The 14,147-nt window shown below is 66.8% G+C and carries 25 protein-coding genes; 3 read left to right on the top strand and 22 right to left on the bottom strand.

Going from position 1 to position 14,147, the window contains the following annotated elements; all coding sequences use genetic code 11:
• Window positions 1-21 precede the first annotated feature (21 nt).
• From MA876_RS00125 to MA876_RS00025, 21 genes are all read right to left on the bottom strand, one after another.
• Window positions 22-390 (bottom strand): hypothetical protein, encoded by a 369-nt coding sequence (locus MA876_RS00125; protein ID WP_248144948.1) that lies wholly within the window; start codon window positions 388-390, stop codon window positions 22-24.
• Window positions 390-1,109: a hypothetical protein gene (locus MA876_RS00120; RefSeq protein ID WP_248144946.1), complete on the bottom strand. Its 720-nt coding sequence runs from the start codon at window positions 1,107-1,109 to the stop codon at window positions 390-392. Before MA876_RS00120 ends, MA876_RS00125 begins: the two co-directional genes overlap by 1 nt.
• Window positions 1,094-1,495: a hypothetical protein gene (locus tag MA876_RS00115; RefSeq protein ID WP_248144944.1), complete on the bottom strand. Its 402-nt coding sequence runs from the start codon at window positions 1,493-1,495 to the stop codon at window positions 1,094-1,096. Before MA876_RS00115 ends, MA876_RS00120 begins: the two co-directional genes overlap by 16 nt.
• The gene (locus tag MA876_RS00110) at window positions 1,492-1,818 is read right to left on the bottom strand and encodes a hypothetical protein (protein ID WP_248144942.1); all 327 of its coding nucleotides are present in this window, start codon (window positions 1,816-1,818) and stop codon (window positions 1,492-1,494) included. Before MA876_RS00110 ends, MA876_RS00115 begins: the two co-directional genes overlap by 4 nt.
• Window positions 1,815-2,168, bottom strand: a complete 354-nt coding sequence (locus MA876_RS00105; protein WP_248144939.1) for a hypothetical protein — start codon at window positions 2,166-2,168, stop codon at window positions 1,815-1,817. Before MA876_RS00105 ends, MA876_RS00110 begins: the two co-directional genes overlap by 4 nt.
• Window positions 2,165-2,461: a hypothetical protein gene (locus tag MA876_RS00100; RefSeq protein ID WP_248144937.1), complete on the bottom strand. Its 297-nt coding sequence runs from the start codon at window positions 2,459-2,461 to the stop codon at window positions 2,165-2,167. Before MA876_RS00100 ends, MA876_RS00105 begins: the two co-directional genes overlap by 4 nt.
• Window positions 2,458-2,715: a hypothetical protein gene (locus MA876_RS00095; RefSeq protein ID WP_248144935.1), complete on the bottom strand. Its 258-nt coding sequence runs from the start codon at window positions 2,713-2,715 to the stop codon at window positions 2,458-2,460. The genes MA876_RS00100 and MA876_RS00095 overlap by 4 nt, the downstream gene beginning before the upstream one ends.
• On the bottom strand, window positions 2,712-4,439 hold the full coding sequence (locus MA876_RS00090; protein ID WP_248144933.1) for a DNA cytosine methyltransferase: 1,728 nt from the start codon (window positions 4,437-4,439) through the stop codon (window positions 2,712-2,714). The genes MA876_RS00095 and MA876_RS00090 overlap by 4 nt, the downstream gene beginning before the upstream one ends.
• Entirely contained in the window at window positions 4,436-4,774 is a 339-nt protein-coding gene (locus tag MA876_RS00085) for a hypothetical protein (protein ID WP_248144931.1), read from the bottom strand. The genes MA876_RS00090 and MA876_RS00085 overlap by 4 nt, the downstream gene beginning before the upstream one ends.
• Complete coding sequence (locus tag MA876_RS00080) at window positions 4,771-5,409, bottom strand: hypothetical protein (RefSeq protein ID WP_248144929.1); 639 nt, start codon at window positions 5,407-5,409, stop codon at window positions 4,771-4,773. Before MA876_RS00080 ends, MA876_RS00085 begins: the two co-directional genes overlap by 4 nt.
• On the bottom strand, window positions 5,409-5,705 hold the full coding sequence (locus MA876_RS00075) for a hypothetical protein (protein ID WP_248144928.1): 297 nt from the start codon (window positions 5,703-5,705) through the stop codon (window positions 5,409-5,411). The genes MA876_RS00080 and MA876_RS00075 overlap by 1 nt, the downstream gene beginning before the upstream one ends.
• A gap of 106 nt (window positions 5,706-5,811) precedes the next feature.
• Entirely contained in the window at window positions 5,812-6,192 is a 381-nt protein-coding gene (locus tag MA876_RS00070) for a hypothetical protein (protein WP_248144927.1), read from the bottom strand.
• An 86-nt stretch (window positions 6,193-6,278) separates the two neighbouring features.
• The gene (locus tag MA876_RS00065; protein WP_248144926.1) at window positions 6,279-6,551 is read right to left on the bottom strand and encodes a hypothetical protein; all 273 of its coding nucleotides are present in this window, start codon (window positions 6,549-6,551) and stop codon (window positions 6,279-6,281) included.
• Window positions 6,548-7,360: a recombinase RecT gene (locus MA876_RS00060; protein WP_248144925.1), complete on the bottom strand. Its 813-nt coding sequence runs from the start codon at window positions 7,358-7,360 to the stop codon at window positions 6,548-6,550. Before MA876_RS00060 ends, MA876_RS00065 begins: the two co-directional genes overlap by 4 nt.
• Window positions 7,357-7,833, bottom strand: a complete 477-nt coding sequence (locus MA876_RS00055) for a hypothetical protein (RefSeq protein WP_248144924.1) — start codon at window positions 7,831-7,833, stop codon at window positions 7,357-7,359. Before MA876_RS00055 ends, MA876_RS00060 begins: the two co-directional genes overlap by 4 nt.
• Window positions 7,830-8,777 carry a YqaJ viral recombinase family nuclease gene (locus tag MA876_RS00050; RefSeq protein ID WP_248144923.1) on the bottom strand — a complete coding sequence of 316 codons (948 nt, stop codon included), beginning with the start codon at window positions 8,775-8,777 and terminating at the stop codon, window positions 7,830-7,832. Before MA876_RS00050 ends, MA876_RS00055 begins: the two co-directional genes overlap by 4 nt.
• Window positions 8,774-9,361, bottom strand: coding sequence for a hypothetical protein (locus MA876_RS00045; protein ID WP_248144922.1), 588 nt, complete (start codon window positions 9,359-9,361; stop codon window positions 8,774-8,776). Before MA876_RS00045 ends, MA876_RS00050 begins: the two co-directional genes overlap by 4 nt.
• A complete protein-coding gene (locus MA876_RS00040; protein ID WP_248144920.1) occupies window positions 9,358-9,720 on the bottom strand; it encodes a hypothetical protein in 363 nt (120 codons plus the stop codon). Before MA876_RS00040 ends, MA876_RS00045 begins: the two co-directional genes overlap by 4 nt.
• Window positions 9,717-10,076, bottom strand: a complete 360-nt coding sequence (locus MA876_RS00035; RefSeq protein ID WP_248144918.1) for a hypothetical protein — start codon at window positions 10,074-10,076, stop codon at window positions 9,717-9,719. Before MA876_RS00035 ends, MA876_RS00040 begins: the two co-directional genes overlap by 4 nt.
• Before the next feature lie 58 nt (window positions 10,077-10,134).
• Window positions 10,135-10,344 carry a helix-turn-helix transcriptional regulator gene (locus tag MA876_RS00030; protein WP_275561502.1) on the bottom strand — a complete coding sequence of 70 codons (210 nt, stop codon included), beginning with the start codon at window positions 10,342-10,344 and terminating at the stop codon, window positions 10,135-10,137.
• Window positions 10,344-10,568: a helix-turn-helix domain-containing protein gene (locus tag MA876_RS00025; protein WP_248144914.1), complete on the bottom strand. Its 225-nt coding sequence runs from the start codon at window positions 10,566-10,568 to the stop codon at window positions 10,344-10,346. The genes MA876_RS00030 and MA876_RS00025 overlap by 1 nt, the downstream gene beginning before the upstream one ends.
• 86 nt (window positions 10,569-10,654) lie before the next feature.
• On the opposite strand from MA876_RS00025, the gene MA876_RS00020 reads away from it, so the two are divergent.
• The 3 genes from MA876_RS00020 (at window position 10,655) to MA876_RS19185 (ending at window position 12,695) form a co-directional block, all read left to right on the top strand.
• Window positions 10,655-11,029: a hypothetical protein gene (locus tag MA876_RS00020; RefSeq protein ID WP_248144912.1), complete on the top strand. Its 375-nt coding sequence runs from the start codon at window positions 10,655-10,657 to the stop codon at window positions 11,027-11,029.
• Window positions 11,026-11,475, top strand: coding sequence for an ImmA/IrrE family metallo-endopeptidase (locus tag MA876_RS00015; protein ID WP_248144910.1), 450 nt, complete (start codon window positions 11,026-11,028; stop codon window positions 11,473-11,475). Before MA876_RS00020 ends, MA876_RS00015 begins: the two co-directional genes overlap by 4 nt.
• 104 nt (window positions 11,476-11,579) lie before the next feature.
• Complete coding sequence (locus MA876_RS19185) at window positions 11,580-12,695, top strand: tyrosine-type recombinase/integrase (RefSeq protein WP_248144908.1); 1,116 nt, start codon at window positions 11,580-11,582, stop codon at window positions 12,693-12,695.
• Window positions 12,696-13,456: 761 nt separating this feature from the next.
• Here the strand turns inward: MA876_RS19185 and MA876_RS00005 are convergent.
• On the bottom strand, window positions 13,457-14,005 hold the full coding sequence (locus MA876_RS00005; protein ID WP_308221642.1) for a tyrosine-type recombinase/integrase: 549 nt from the start codon (window positions 14,003-14,005) through the stop codon (window positions 13,457-13,459).
• Window positions 14,006-14,147: the final 142 nt, after the last annotated feature.

Raw genomic sequence — 14,147 nt, 5'->3', positions numbered from 1 at the left:
CCGTGGAAGCCAGGAACTCGATCACGCCGACCTCCGCTCGTTCGCACCCCAGCGGAGCTCCCACGCGGACACCGTCGACCGTGCGATGCGCCGGGAGAGGTCGTGGCGGCCGCGGCGCTCCGCTGCCCTCTGCAGCGCCTCGAGCGAGCCGTGCACCTGCTCGAGCGCCAACCCCGCCGGCACGCCGCCGTCCAGCAACCACTCGAGCTCCTGCAGCGTCTCCTCGACCGACATCGCCTTCTCCGTCGCCTTCTCGGCGCGCAGCACGATGATCGAAGCGTCGAAGTCCTCGTCGAGGTCTAGAGCAGACGCCGGCCACAGGAAACCGCCGAAGGTGTGCAACTGTCGCCAGTGCGTCCGCTCGCGCTCGGCCCACGGTTCGAGATCCATCACGCCACCTCCGCGGCGAGCGCTGCGCACTTCTCGCACGGCATCGGCCACTCAGGGTGCGTCGGGCACGTCGCCTCGCGACGGACGATCGGCGTCGGCTTGTTCTTCGCAGCGACGCGGGCCGCCTCGAATGCCATGCGCGCCGACCCGCAGCCCCGGCAGGCCTTCTCGGTGCCATGGGGGTGCTTCGAGCAGAACGGCGAGAGAGGCGCCGGCGGCGCGCTCTCTACCTCGCCAGAGGTAGAGAGGGTCGGGTCGGGACGGGTCGGGTCGGGTCGGGACGGGATAGACGGGACAAGAACGTCCGTCCCGTAGGCGTCACGCGGTTGTCCCGCGTCTGTCCCAGCGGGACGCGCGGCCTCTTTCGCGGCCTTCTTCGCACGCCACTCCGCCTTGCGGAGCCGCTCCTGCTCGCGCTTCTCCTCGAGCCCCTCGCGGGTCGGCTGATACTCGGCCCAGTTCGCGAACTGGATGCCGTCCTCAGCTTCCTCCCACAGCCCCGCCTCGAGCAGCGCGTCGATGAGCTCCTGCGTCGCACCCCACTCGTCGAGCATGTAGCCGGGCACGTGGCCGTCGAGCTCCTCGGCGCCCGACCAAGAACCGGCGGTGGTCCACAGTCCGATCGCGGGGAAGCGGAGGCGGCGAGGGATCGACACGACCTTGCGGGACGCATGGAACCCGTCGTCGACCTTGAACCACACCATCAGCTGTTCCTCCATTCGAGGTACTGCTCGCCATAAACGGCGTGCATCATGTCGAGGGCGACGACCGCGGGAATCCACACCCGCCGCGGTCCTTCGAGCCGGTACCAGGCCTGCTCGAATGAGTAGAAGACCGGCACAAGTCCGGGGTCGTCGACCCACTTCCGGACCTTCCAGCCGTTGATCAGCGCGAGTCGCTGGAACTTCGCGTCGGCCTCCGCCTTCCAGTTGCAGGTCGCGCAGAGCGTGAGGCTGTCGTCGAGCGTGGGGCGTTCCTTCGAGCCGCCCGCGCCGGTTGCCCGCCGATGCTGATGCGTCAGTTGGTAGGTCAGCCCGCACGCGGCGCAGCAGAACTGATCGCGCTCGTACATGAGCTCACGGTTCTTCGCAGTCGGGGCGGTCATAGCGGCACCACCTCGAACACCTCACGGTAGGTCTTCCCCTTCACCGACGTCTTGCACTCCACGCAGTACGGCGACTTCATCGCGGCGAGGATCACGAGCGCGCGCTGCTTTTGGTCGGCGACGTGGAAGTCGCAGAACGGGAACGGGTGGCGGCAGCACCGCATCAGGACGGCCCAGTGGGCGGGTGACTCGCACGCCGCGGCAGTGCACGGCACGACGTCGCCGAGGTCGCTCACGAGCTCGTCGAACGTCTCGCGCTCTTCGGCGGCGAACATCCCGAAGCGGGTGATCTCCCGCTCCTCCTGGATGGACGGCGCGCTCATGACGCCGCCTCAGCCTTCTTGCGACCGCCGGACTTCGCGCCGTGCGCCGGGAGCCCCATCTTTCGGAGCCGCCGAGACAGGTTCGCCTGACTGAGGCCGAGCTTCTTCGCGATCGCCCCGTCGGTCATCTGCGCTGCGTGCATGTGGCGTATCGCCTCGAGCATGTCCTCGGAGTAGTGCTGCCGGTACTTGCGGGGCGCATCGGGCGGCCGGGGTCCGCCATTCAGCGCGCGGTCGACGTCGCGTTCGATTAGGCGGTGCACCTGCGTGCCGTTCTTCTCCGCGATCTTCGCGAGTCGCCGGTAGCTCTCGGCGGTGAAGTAGCAGGTGACGGGGACGAGGTCGCTCATCGGTACATCTCCGCTTCCCTCTGCGCGGCCCACTGCCGCTCGAACTCGACGAACGGCATCCGCGGGTGCTCCGCCCAGTGCTCGATGAGCTCCTCGGACGCCCACCGGTAGGCGCGGATCGCGGGGCCCATGAACAGCGACAGAGGGTCGATGCCCTTCTTGCGGCCCTCCGCGTTCACGAGGCGGTCGTTGGTCGCAGCCGCGGCCCGCTCGTACTTCGCGTACAGCACCTCGTCGTACGCCTGCCGGCACTCCCGCCATGCGGCGAAGCCATCGGTGATCAGGAGGCTCATCGGAAGCTCACCGCCTTGAGCGCGTCGTCACGCCACTCCTTGTGCTCGCCACGGTTCTTCGAGCAGAGCCCGAACTCATCGAGCTCGAGAGCACGCTGCCCACACAGTGCGCACGTGGGGGAGCCCTTCTGCAGCTCGTCGGCGCGCGCCATCGCGGCGATGTTCACCTGGCGCACCCGTTCCTGCTGTGACGGGTCGAGGGACCAGCCCTTCTCGCCAGAGAAGGACCAGCCGCCGTCCGGCATGTCGCTCATGTCGCCACCGCCAGCAGGAACTCGGCGACCGCGTGCCCGAGGTCGCGCGCTGCGGGCGGCGTGACCGCGTTGCCCGCCTGCTTCACCTTGTCGCGCTTCGACCCGACGAGGTGATAGTCCGCGGCGAAGCCCATACCGAGCTGGATCTCGTGCGGCTCGAGCATCCGAAATCCTGCATCGTCGACGTCCAGCGAGATCGGCACCCCCGGCTCGATGAGGGACTGATGCCCGCCCGTGGTGAGCGTGCGCAGCGGCTCGGTCACGGGTGTCGACATCTCCGCGCCGCCCTCGTTGTTCCGCATGACGAGGGCATGGTGATTGCCCTCAGCCGAGACCGTGTCGATCGGGTGCGACGTCGGCTTTGCGACCCCGTGATTGCGAAGCGGGACGAGTAGCCCGGTCTCGTTGCGGGTCGACTGTGTGCGCAGCGGGTCCGCGACGGATGCCGCGGACTTTCCCTCGCGCCCCTCAACAGGGATCAGGAGTGAGGCGTGAGTGCCGCCCGCGACGATCGAGGGCAACACCTCCGACACCGGCTCCGACCGCGAGGCATCAGCTCCGCTGACGTTGTTCACGATGAGCGGCTGCGCCACGAACATCGACCCCGACGCCGTGAGCGCGCCCAGCGCCTCCGTGCTCGGCTTCGCGGGCGTGACGTTCCCCTCTCCGCGCACGATCAGCGGCGGGACGGCGAGACCGTGCTCGGCGGTGCCTGTCTGCAGTGGGAGAGGCTGATCGGTCGGCCACGCGCGGAGATAGCCCGACCCGGTCGTGACCCCGTCGTACGTGTTGCCCGCGGCCGCCGCGACGAACGGCTTCCAGTGACGTTCGATTCCGCGCCGGATCCGCTCGCGGGTCTTCTCGGCCAGGGGCTTCGCGCGATCGCCGATGCGGGGTGCCGGGAGCGACCAGTCGATGATCGACTCGGCGGCGAGCCAGCCCGGCTCGATGACCTGCCAGCACTGCGGGCACCGGTAGAGGTACTGCGCGCGATAGCGGCCCCACTGCTCGGCCTTCTTGAACGCCTGCACCGCCTGCACCTCGCCGTGCGTCGGGCACACCGCCATCGGCCGCGTCCACTTCCCCACGTTCGGCCCCGGGCGCTCAGCGGATGCGAGGTCCTCACGCCACATCACGATGTACATGCGGTCACGGGACTGCGGGGCCGGCAGGCCGCCGATCTGCGCGTGCATGCTGTTCAGCCAGACGAACTGCATCCGGTAGCCGAGCGCGCGCATCGCCATCTGCCACGCCTCGAACTGATCCCACCGGTACGCGTCGACGACGTTCTCGAGGATGATCGCCATGTAGCGGTGGTGCTCAGCGAATCGCGGGATGTCCCACATCGTCGCCCGTGAGCGGTTTGCGGCTTCGTCGGGCAGCGGGCGGGTGCCGTCGAGCTCGAACAGTGCCTGATCCTGCTGGCGCTGACGCTTGATGCCCTTCGCGATCGAGTGGTTCGTGCACTCCGGCGATCCCCACAGGACGTGGGTCTTCGGGAAGTACGCCGGGTTGACCTGCGAGATGTCGGCCTGCGAGTGGTCCGTGTCGGGGTGGTTGATCTGGTGAGACTCGATCGCCGTCGCCCAGTGGTTCGCGGCGATGACGACTCTGTAGCCCGCCTCGACGAGCCCCGAGGACGAGCCCCCAGCGCCGCAGAACAGGTCGGTCACAGTCAGTCCGTTCCACGGAACGGACGGCATCCGGTATCCGACGGCGCTCATACTGTCTCCTCGAGCAGTGCGAGAAGGCCCGGCTCGGGCTCCGGTGTCGGGATCGGGGTGAACGTCGGCTTACCGAACGCCCACTCGACGGTGTGCGTCGGTTCAACGTCGCCGCCGAACCGGAACATCGCGAACGCGGCGAGCACCTGGTCGACAGTGTCGGGCGGGCAGGACTGCTGGATCTCGAGGAACGGGGGAGCGTACTCGGGTGCGAGGTTCATTTCGGCGAGGCAGAAGGCGACGTCGCGCCCGGCGATCCGCTCGCCCTCGGTCCAGAACTGCACGTAGCGGCGGCCGGAGTCCGTCGTGCCGGCGAGGACGATCGGGGCGGTCATGACAGCCACTCCAGGCGCGCGAGGCCGACAACATCCCACGGGCCCTCGCCGACACCGGTCCCGCCGGGGAAGGGGTCGTGTGCGAGCTCGCCGGTCCGCACGGAGACCAGCACCGAGTGGTTCCACGCTCCGCGCGGGCTCGCGGCTGTCAGGATCACCCGGTCGGGCGCGTTTGCGGCTTCGTCAGCCGAGTAGAACCGCTGGAACCAGCCCTCCTCCGGACGCCGCCAGCATCCGAGCGTCCAGCCCGGCAGCGTCTCGCGCACCCACGCGACCGACGCGTCCCACCACTCGAGCGTCCCCTCGGTGGGATAGAGGTGCGCGAAGTGCGGCACATCGGCGATCGGCACCTCGAGCAGCGACGCGAGGCAGGCGCGCCAGCAGTCGCCGGGGATCACGTCCTCGCCGCGATGATAGGCGGCCGTCGTGTCCGTGTACTCCTGCAGCTGCTCACGGAGCGACACCGCGCGCCTGCAGAGTTTCTCCGGCCCATGGGCGCGGCGAGCTTCCTCGACCGCGGCCTTCACGCTCTGCGGCTCCTCGCACACCCACTGCTCGCAGGTGCGACACCAGGCGTTGTGCTTCGCGCGACCATTGACGACGACGAGACGCATCTGAGGGAACGAGAGTGGCATCAGTCGACCTCGCTCGGGTCGGCGACCTCTACCTCGACGGGAATGCCGTCAGTCATCGACTCGGGGATGGTGACGACCGCTTCCGGGCGAAGCGGGACGAACGAGGCCTTCGGGATTCGGAGGACGACCTTCACGACGACCGTGCCGGGCTTCGGCTTCGCGGGACGATTCTGCGTCATCGCGACCACGCGGCCGCCCTGGATCGCATCGGCCGTGTCGCGGCGGTTCTGCGGCGTCCATCGGTTGTAGTCCGGCTCGACCTGCAGGTACGCCGGCGCTTCGATGTAGGCGTTCATGCGTCGTAGTCCTTCCGCTTGGACTCCTGCGCCTCGTACCAGGCGTCGTAGGCGTTGTGCTCGCGCTCGCTCGCGTCGTCCGCGGGAGGGAACATCACCGAGGGGCTCATGCCGCGGCCTCCGCGAGCGTCCACAGGTGCGCGGGGTTTCCGAGGTCAGACGGCCGGGTCTCGTCGAGGCGGACGAACGTGTGCGAACGCACCGACTCCCGCACCGACTGCCCGGAGCCCTCGTTGAGGACCGTGCGGACCCGCTCGTGCGAGCAGAAGAAGCCGTGCTCGGTGCGGAGGCGCGTCCAGATCTCGTCGGCCGTCAGCGGCTCACCGGCGGCATGCAGCGCCTTCTCGATCGCCTGGAGGGTGGGGATGCGCTTCACTGCGCGGTCGGCGGCGATGTGCGACGTCAGCGGGTCAGTCCGGCGGACGTTCGGGGATTCGGGGTAGACGGTTGGTATCTGCCGCTCGTCTGCGGCACTCTGGGTGTGCATCTGTCGGTCCTTCGCTTGAACGGTGGGGTGTCGAATGTGATGTGCAGGGGCTGATCCGTGAGCAAGACGGATCAGCCCCGTCTATGTCAGGAGGAGATCCGGGTGAGAATCCCCTCGAGAAGTCGCCGAATGTGGGGCAGGGAGTAGTCGGCATCGGGGTCGTTCATCTCGTTGCCGACGTAGCCGAGCTGCATCTCGTACGCGTCGTCGAACCAGACCGACATCGTGTTTGCCCACGCCTCGAGGAAGGTCGCCTGCTCCTCTGAACTCGCGTCCGCGATGTGCGCGCCGAGCTCGGTCCAGTCGATCGACACCTTCACTGAGACGCCCGGGGTGGCCGTCTGCGCGTAGTCGCTCATCGGTTCCCCTCCGCGATCTCTTCGGGGGTCTGCTGCAGCGGGTCGCCCTCCTGGACGACGACGACTTCGGGCTCGTCGTCGACGCGGGTGATCTCGACCTCGTCGAGCCCCTTCAGCTGCTGCACCTTCGCTTCGTCGGCTTCGAGCGCGCGTCCCAGGTCGGTCGACTTTGGAAGGAACTTCGCGAGCGCGCGAACCGCAGTCTTCTTGACCATCTCGTCTTCGTTGGTCTTCCACGGGGTCGACTGCCAGTAGGACGGGCGGCGGTCGATGACCTGTGTGCGGGTGAGGTAGACCCAGGTCGTGCCGCCGGCCCGCATCTTGGCGGTCGCGACGACGCCGATCCAGTCCCTGGTCTCCTCGAAGTCCTGCGGGACCCAGTCGTAGAACATGCCCCGCTCGGCGTTCGCGCCGTAGGAGAACTGGTCGCCACGGCGGACGAGGAACGCCTGCACGTTCGACACGAACTCGGAGCGGAGCGCGAGCTTGATGAAGCCCTGGTATCCGATGATCGGGAGGCAGATCTGCCGGCCCTTGTCCTTCCGCGGCGTGAGGTAGAACTCACCGAGCCCGGACCCGATCTCGAGGCGCAGCTGCGCGGCGAGCATCACACCGCCGAGGAGCGTCTTCGGGTCGGCGGCCATGAGATCGGGAGACTTCCCGATCTCCGAGAGCACGGCACGGACGAACGCGGCCGAGTTCATCGCCCCGCCGAGCTGCTTCTCGATCGCGGGCAGCTGCGCCTCGACGAGATCCTTCATCGTCGGGTTCTTCTTGGCCGCGACGGCGGCCTGGGAGAGGTCGGTCATGCTGCCACCAGCCCCGCCGCGACGATCGGGTCTGCGCAGACGTACTCGTAGATCGGCTCGTCGACGGTGACCTTCTTGAGGTTCGCGAGCGCCTCGGGCTCGAACCGCTCAACCTTCTTCGTGCCGACCTGGACGCGCTCGCATGTTCCGGAGTGGAAGTTGATCTCCCAGGCGATCCCGGTCGACGTGACGCCGCGCGCGAGCATTTCGGGCTTGCCGCCGTATTCCGCCTTGCGTGTGACTGCCGTGTCGGGGTAGCGCTCGAGGAACGCGTTGACCTTCGCTTCGCGGTCGGCGTCAGACATCCACTTGCCGTTGGCGTCGCGATAATCGATCGACAGGTCGATCGCTGCTCCGGAGGTGCCGCGATTGGCGTAGTCGTCATGGAACATGACGTAGGTGACGGTGAGGCCCACGCTTTCGACGCGCTTCGTGACCATGTCGGCGGCGAGGTACTTCTGGTAGAGGTTCACTTGCTGGTCTCCTTTGGCTTGATGGTTCGCATGACTCGGAACGGGGAACCCTGCGACGTGTACGCCGCCGCGAGGTCGGGGTGCTCGCGCTTGAGCGCCGCGGCGTCGAACGACTGGCGGCCCTTCTGCGTCTTGAAGGTCAGGACCTTCCGCCCCTTGTGGGTGAGGGTGTCGGCGGTGCCCATGTAGTTGCCGATCGCGAGCTTCAGCGCGTCGGCCTCCTGCCGCATCGCCTCGATGTCGGACTCGAGGATCGCGCGCCGCTCCACGGCTTCCATGGCGGCTTCGGATGCTTCGATCGGAACCTCGGTGGTGATGTACACCTCGTTGAGCTCCGAGAGGGTGTGCGGCTCGGGGGCGACATGCGCGCGCACGTTCCCGTCCCAGAACTGCTGCACCGCGGGGAGGAGGTGCTCGTTGATGAACCGGTCGTCGCGGGGCTCCCAGAACAGGCGGAACTCCCGACCTCCGATCCACACGACGACCGCGGCGCGCGGGGTCCCGGCGACCGCCATTTCTGCCTGCACCTGCACGCGGATGTCTGTCGGGATGCCCTCGTCCCAGTGGTGGCCGGCGTAGTGGTGTGCGGTCTTGAACTGCCACGTCATGAACGGCTGTCCCGAGATCCGATCGAACGATGCATGCAGATACGGGTGCTCGTTGGAGCGGGCCATGAAGCCAGGGGCGAGCTCGACGTCGAGGCCGGAGAACTCGTGCACCCAGGCTTCGATGATCGGCTCCGACTGGTGGCCGATCCAGCCGAGCAGCGGATCGAACGCGCGGTCGACGCCCAGCTTGTGCTTGTACACGTCGAGGGGCGTGTTGCCGTACGACGAGAGACCCATGACCGCCGGGACCTCGGACGCGCCGACCGACTTCCGCCGCTCCCGCTCCCACTCGGGAGTGTCGGGCTTCACGTTGACGACCGTGTAGCCGGTGCTCATGACATGTCCTTTCGAGTCGGGTTGGGGTCGGGGGTGATCCAGAATTCGCTGCGGAATGCGCCGATGCCCCAGAGCCAGACGCCCAGCGCGACGAGCCCCGTGAGGAACAGCCCAGTCGGCTCGAGCGGAGGGATGACTATGTCCGCGGCGATGTACAGCACGCCGGCGACGAAGCAGAGCCAGGCGACGACGACACGGACGATCGGCCACACGCGGCGCAGGAGCATCCCAAGGGGGCTCTGCTTCACCGCGTCGCCGTAACGACTCCACAGCAGTGCGATGCCGGCGGCGATCGCGAGGATCGCGAGGAACGCGATGCCGCCCAGCTCTGGTCCCGGCCCGGTCTCCGCGATCTCATCCGGCAGCGGATGACAGGTAACCTGCAGCGTCTCGGCGTCCTGCGACAGGATGCCGTCCGGGCATTCGGGGATGACGATCTCCGTCGGCTCACCCGGAGGCGTCGTCGGCGTGTAACCGCCCGTCTTGACGCAGATGATCTCTGGCGTCGACAGCTTCATCTGCTGCTCACCAGGAGCGCACGACGGCACCGGGATCGGCGAGTGACCGCCGTCCGCGGGGATCATGCCGCACCCCGATCCTCAGGCGAGAGAAGCGTCCGCGAACCACAGCAGCGGGACAGCTCATCCGGGCCGAGCGCTTCCGTGTGCCCACCGCACGAGCGGCACTCGCCGAACGCGCGGTGATCCTCACAGGTGCGACAGGTGTCCGGGCAGGTGTCGATGTGCTCGGCGCGACCAGCGGCTGACATCCGGCTCCACGTGAGCGACTTCTGCTTCTTCCGACTGCGGTTCGCCCAGAAGCGGGACTCCGCCTCGTTGGACGCCACCACTCCGCCCATCGCGTCGAGGATCGAGCGACCGTTCGCGGCGTGATCCACCGCCGCTACGGGAGCGGGGACGGCGACGATAACCTCGGCGCTCACAGCTCCACCGCCTCGATGCGCTCCGTCACGTCGAGAGGTCGACGGATCTCGTGCACGTTCGTGAGCTGCTCACGGACCTTCGCCAGAGCCTCGCGCTCGATCTCCGCGGCCTCGCTGGCGGCCTTCTCGATCGTGAGGTTCCATGCCTCTAGCGGCGACGGCAGCTCTCGCATCGCCTCGATCACGGCCTCGAGGGCGAAGATCGCGGTCTGTGCGAGAGAGCGGACCATCACCGGGTCGTTGTACTCGGTGTGGGTCGTGTACCACTCGGCCGATTCCACCCGGCCCCTGGCCAGGCGGAGCGAGTCGACCACTGTCGCTCGCGTGTCAGCGGGTATCGTTGTCTTCTGAGCCACGGTGTTGGCTCCTTTCTTGTGTGATGCGGCCCGGTTGCCCCCGGGCCGTGTCCTTTTGTCAGGCACCCCGTCGGATCGGGGTGACGTTGGATTCCGGCTCCTGAGCGTCGATCCATGCCTCGACGACCTCGGGCTTCCAGCGGAGGTACTTGCCGACCTTGATCGCCGGCGGCCCGTAGGGGATCGGCCGGGAACGCCACTGGTACACGGTCTTCACGGACACGCCGAGCAGCGCGGCCATGTCTGTGACGCTGAGAAGTCGGCCCATCACGCCACGGCCTCTGCGTCGGCCAACAGCCCGTCGAGCGAGGTCTCGAAGACGATTGCGATTCGGTCGAGATCATCCACATCCCAGGTCGTGGCGCCCGACATCCGCCGGCTGACCCAAAACGGCGAAACGCCGAGGCGCTCAGCCAGCCAGGAGGCGGGCCGATTGCGTGCCGCGAGGTGTAGCCGGATCGACTTCGTCGCTGAATCCTGAGAGCTTGGCATATCCAAAGCTTTGCATAACCCAAGGTTCTCCGCAACAAAGAATTGGCAATTGCCTAGAGTGTTGCGAATATGCCAAGATCATGGCTATGGCAGACAAGTTCCCACCTATGAGCGACTTCGCCGTTGCCTTCTCCGCTGAGTTCCGAGGCTTCATGAAAGCCAACAAGGTGACGGGCGCTGAACTGGCGACGCGACTCGGCCGGAACGAGGGCTACGTATCCGAGCGCTCGAACGGGAAGCGCGCCGTCGACACAAACGATGTCGACGCACTCGCCTCGCTTGTTAGCGGATGGTCGGGTAAAGACCTGATGTACGAACTGGCTCGGAGAACGCGCGCCGCACTTGAGACCCCAAACAACGTGGTCGCGGTGGACTTCACTGTCCCTGCCTCCGGTGAGAATGCGATGGCCGCGCACAGAAGATCGAAGCGCGACGATGGACACCTGCCGGAGGAGCCGTGACCAATCAGACGTTTGCGGTGCTTGACGCGCTGGGAGTGAAGGTCAAGTACGTCCAGATGCCACCGGATCGCGATGGCGAGTACGACCATCGTCGACAGCTCATTCGAGTGCAGATGGGACTGCCGGAGCGCGCCCACCGTTCCGTGCTGGCGCACGAATGCGCTCACGCTGTCTTTGCCGACGTGCCTAGCATGTTCGGGCCGGTCAATCGCAAGCAGGAGCGACGTGCGGACGAATGGGCTGCCCTCCACCTGATCGACATTGAGTCGTACAAGCGCGCCGAGGTCATCCATCACGGTCACTCCGAGGCGATGGCGGTGGAGCTCAACGTCTTGCTCGAGCTTGTTGAGGCCTATCAACGCACGCTGCAGCGCATCGACGACACGGTCTACCTACGTCCGCGGATGGGTGCCGGCCAGTGGGCGCATCGAGAGCAGGTGGCATGATGGCTCGCCCGCCGCTGCCGATCGGCACCTGGGGCGCCATCCGCCGAAAAGAAGTCTCATCGCGGCAATGGGTCGCCTACGCGCGATTCCGCGATTACGACGGCGTGACGCGGATCGTGGAGCGTGCCGGCGCCTCTGGCGCTAAGGCGGAGACCACTCTCAAGGAAGCCCTGCTCGAGCGAGCGAGAGTGCACGGCGATGACATCAATGCAGACTCGCGGGTCAAGACTGTCGCAGAGCAGTGGTTCCAGGACGAGATCGCCGGCGCGAAGGCGTACAACACTGAGCGCCGCTACCGAGAAGTGCTCGACCTCATGGTCTTGCCGGGAATGGGCATGCTGGCACTCAGAGAGGTCTCCGTCGCGCGGTGCGACCGATTCCTGAAGACGACCGCCAACTCGCACGGTCCCTCCGCGGCGAAGCACGCAAAGACAGTGCTCTCCGGCGTGCTCGGCCTCGCCACTCGTCTCGGAGCGCTCGGAGCCAACCCGATCCGAGACGTCGCGCCGGTGCGGGTGCAAAGGAAGGAGGTCGAGGCGCTCAGCCTCAGCGCAGTTCAGGCGATGCGCGTGCAGCTGTACGCCGATGCGGATGCAGTCGCTAGGGACATCCCGCACGGCGTCGACTTCATGCTCGGAACGAGCGCGCGCATCGGGGAAGCGCTCGCGATCCGATGGCGCGATCTTGACCTCGACGCGCCAGTGCCCACCGTCTCGATTCGCGCGACAGTGATCTTCGTCAAGGGCCGCGGGATGATCATCCAGGAGCACCCGAAGACGTCCTCGTCTCGCCGCGTGGTTCCGCTGCCAGAGTTCGTCGCTCGGAGCCTTCGCATCCGGAAGTTGGAGGCGCGGCATCCGGATCTCGTCTTCGCGTCAGCGCGAGCCAAGGTCCGCGACCCGAACAACTTCCGCAAGGGGTGGGACGCTTTCAAGATGCGGGCCGGGTACGAGTGGGTGCACCCGCACGTGTTCCGGAAGACTGCAGCCGCGCTGGTGAAGGATCCTGAGCTTGCCGCTGGGCTGCTGGGGCATGCCGACTCACGGGTGACCAAGGCGCACTACCTGCCGCGAACAACCCTCGCGCCCGACGTCCGCGATCTGCTGGAGGCGATGGGGGCGCGGCCATCGGATACCCATCGGAATCAGAGGGAAGTAACACCGATCACAGGGAAGAACCGAGCATCAGTGCGCGCGTTCGAGGCTGATCAGACGGCATAAGAGAGCAAAGCCGGGATGAGTAGGGATACACCGGTTGAGACTCGTGAGGTCGCGGGTTCAAGCCCCGCTCCCGCTACAGTTTCTTCCTCCGAATCCTGCGAAATTACGCGGATCTCGCGGAATCGCCACCCTCTCCGATCAGGCGTCCTGAGGTGTCTGTGGCCATAAATGGGCCAAAAATGGCAGTTGGCCGTGCGGGGCCCAATCGCTCTACCGGTTGCTACTGGTCAGTCCCGGCTCTCGCGGATGCGATGTGATCGACGCTCGGCAAGGTGGCGGCGTTCGGCCTTGTCACGAGGCCCACGTCGGTCGAACTCTTCCTCCGAGAGGCATCGGCCCTTGCATTGTAGGTTCTACCCGGCGGCCCTGATCGAGCGCCCGGCAGGCTCGCCGGGATAGCGAATCGCATCGGCTCATTCAGGCAGCACTTATCGTCAGAGCTGAAGGCGAACGGCCGTGGGCCGATTCGAACTCCTGCGTCGGTGCCGATCTTCTTAGGTTCGGACCGGCATCTCAAGCATTTCGCTCAGAGCCTCGGGCGTCAGCAGGGCGGACAGGGGTACGAGCTTGTTCATGGTCGTGCCCACTCTCTGCGCGGTTTCCGGAGATGCGTGATCACTGGTCGACCATTGAGCATTGTGGCCGCCGCGATGCTCGACCGGAGTTCAGTTCTCAATCGTGGAAGTGAACCTGCGGGACAGCGCGACGGGTACCGTCGCGCTGTCCCGCAGGTTGGGGAGTTGCCCCCGCGGGGACGTCTGTCAGTCCTGGGCGCCGACGGCGGTGTCTTGGCCGAAGAGCGCCTCGAATATTCTCAACTCGTCCACCGTCATCGAGGCGACTCCGGCGTAGCGTCGGCGGGTGGTGTTGACGTCGGAGTGGCCGAGGAGACTCCGGGCGTCCCTTAGGCGGCCTGGTTTGCACGCGCCGAGGGTGCTCGCGGTCCTGCTGAGCATTAGCGGGGTGAGCTTCTTCGGGTCGAGGCCAGTCTGGGCGAGACTTTCGCGCACTGTCGGGGCGACCCGCACCTCGCGCAACTGACGGCGGAAGGTGTGTGTGCCGACCCAGCTACCGTCGCGGCTCTGAATCGCAGGGGCGCGACGGCTTCGGTCGTCCGCGGCATCCTTCGCCTCCGCGAGCGCAGCGAGTGCGAACGGTAAGAGCAGCACACGGCGCGCTCGGGTGCGGGCCACGAGTTTCGGCTGCCGCGTTGTCCCCAAGGTCCCGCCGTCGGCCAGTGTCGCGCGCACTTTGATGACGCCCTGTTCGAAGTCGATATCGGAGTGGCGGAGCGCGAACACTTCGCCGATTCGCAGGCCTGAGCCGGGTGTGTCCGATAAACGGTGGATCTGGTCTGGCGGTCATTAGTTGATACGGCCTTCGAATGCGATCGCGAACGCGTTCAGCGCCGGCTTCCACCTCGTCGCCCAGCGTGCCCTGCCCCGGCCGGTC

This window comes from Microbacterium aoyamense (assembly GCF_023155855.1).
In the GTDB taxonomy this organism is placed as follows: Bacteria; Actinomycetota; Actinomycetes; order Actinomycetales; family Microbacteriaceae; genus Microbacterium; species Microbacterium aoyamense.
Note: the sequence above shows the minus strand (reverse complement) of the source record. Positions and strands in the feature narration are given on the sequence as shown.

What these genes read in the sequence shown, in the direction of transcription:
- MA876_RS00115 (WP_248144944.1), bottom strand. Translation starts at nt 1,495, where the DNA reads ATGACCGCCCCGACTGCGAAGAACCGTGAGCTCATGTACGAGCGCGAT.
- MA876_RS00090 (WP_248144933.1), bottom strand. Translation starts at nt 4,439, where the DNA reads ATGAGCGCCGTCGGATACCGGATGCCGTCCGTTCCGTGGAACGGACTG.
- MA876_RS00070 (WP_248144927.1), bottom strand. Translation starts at nt 6,192, where the DNA reads ATGCACACCCAGAGTGCCGCAGACGAGCGGCAGATACCAACCGTCTAC.
- MA876_RS00030 (WP_275561502.1), bottom strand. Translation starts at nt 10,344, where the DNA reads ATGGGCCGACTTCTCAGCGTCACAGACATGGCCGCGCTGCTCGGCGTG.
- MA876_RS00060 (WP_248144925.1), bottom strand. Translation starts at nt 7,360, where the DNA reads ATGACCGACCTCTCCCAGGCCGCCGTCGCGGCCAAGAAGAACCCGACG.
- MA876_RS00020 (WP_248144912.1), top strand. Translation starts at nt 10,655, where the DNA reads ATGGCAGACAAGTTCCCACCTATGAGCGACTTCGCCGTTGCCTTCTCC.
- MA876_RS00080 (WP_248144929.1), bottom strand. Translation starts at nt 5,409, where the DNA reads ATGCCACTCTCGTTCCCTCAGATGCGTCTCGTCGTCGTCAATGGTCGC.
- MA876_RS00125 (WP_248144948.1), bottom strand. Translation starts at nt 390, where the DNA reads ATGGATCTCGAACCGTGGGCCGAGCGCGAGCGGACGCACTGGCGACAG.
- MA876_RS00110 (WP_248144942.1), bottom strand. Translation starts at nt 1,818, where the DNA reads ATGAGCGCGCCGTCCATCCAGGAGGAGCGGGAGATCACCCGCTTCGGG.
- MA876_RS00075 (WP_248144928.1), bottom strand. Translation starts at nt 5,705, where the DNA reads ATGAACGCCTACATCGAAGCGCCGGCGTACCTGCAGGTCGAGCCGGAC.
- MA876_RS00120 (WP_248144946.1), bottom strand. Translation starts at nt 1,109, where the DNA reads ATGGAGGAACAGCTGATGGTGTGGTTCAAGGTCGACGACGGGTTCCAT.
- MA876_RS00100 (WP_248144937.1), bottom strand. Translation starts at nt 2,461, where the DNA reads ATGAGCCTCCTGATCACCGATGGCTTCGCCGCATGGCGGGAGTGCCGG.
- MA876_RS00095 (WP_248144935.1), bottom strand. Translation starts at nt 2,715, where the DNA reads ATGAGCGACATGCCGGACGGCGGCTGGTCCTTCTCTGGCGAGAAGGGC.
- MA876_RS00025 (WP_248144914.1), bottom strand. Translation starts at nt 10,568, where the DNA reads ATGCCAAGCTCTCAGGATTCAGCGACGAAGTCGATCCGGCTACACCTC.
- MA876_RS00045 (WP_248144922.1), bottom strand. Translation starts at nt 9,361, where the DNA reads ATGATCCCCGCGGACGGCGGTCACTCGCCGATCCCGGTGCCGTCGTGC.
- MA876_RS00065 (WP_248144926.1), bottom strand. Translation starts at nt 6,551, where the DNA reads ATGAGCGACTACGCGCAGACGGCCACCCCGGGCGTCTCAGTGAAGGTG.
- MA876_RS00050 (WP_248144923.1), bottom strand. Translation starts at nt 8,777, where the DNA reads ATGAGCACCGGCTACACGGTCGTCAACGTGAAGCCCGACACTCCCGAG.
- MA876_RS00105 (WP_248144939.1), bottom strand. Translation starts at nt 2,168, where the DNA reads ATGAGCGACCTCGTCCCCGTCACCTGCTACTTCACCGCCGAGAGCTAC.
- MA876_RS00085 (WP_248144931.1), bottom strand. Translation starts at nt 4,774, where the DNA reads ATGACCGCCCCGATCGTCCTCGCCGGCACGACGGACTCCGGCCGCCGC.